The 421-nt window shown below is 67.7% G+C and carries 1 pseudogene; it reads right to left on the reverse strand.

The features are described 5' to 3' along the window. Positions 1–421, reverse strand: a pseudogene (locus CDV44_RS28140) (CoA transferase); the annotation flags it as partial.

Genomic DNA, 421 nt, shown 5'->3' on the forward strand with positions numbered 1-421 from the left:
CCCGCGAGAATGCGTGTGAGATCGAGTACGCGGATGCCGCTGAGCGGGCGTTCGCGCATCGGCTTCCAACCGGTAACGTCGCGCTGAACACCCGCCGCCGATCCAACGTCGAACGTCTCCCACTGCAACAAGGGGTCGCGAGCCACGGCCTCGCCTTGAGGATGGGCGTCCCACTGCGCGAGCGTGCGCATCGCCGCAGCACATCCCCCATGGGCGACGACGGCGGTTTCGAGCGCATCCGCCTGCCACGTAGCGACTACGCGTGCCACCGCGTCGCGATTGGCCTGCGCGCCAAGCACTGCAAGGGCGGCGGCACGATGATGCGGCGCATTGGTGTGCAGACGAATCCAGCCATCGGCCGTACGGTAATCGCCTGCAATCGGGTCCCACATCGGCGGCGACGACCATCCCTGCGAGCGCA

This window comes from Pandoraea sp. PE-S2R-1, assembly GCF_002179865.1.
GTDB lineage: Bacteria > Pseudomonadota > Gammaproteobacteria > Burkholderiales > Burkholderiaceae > Pandoraea.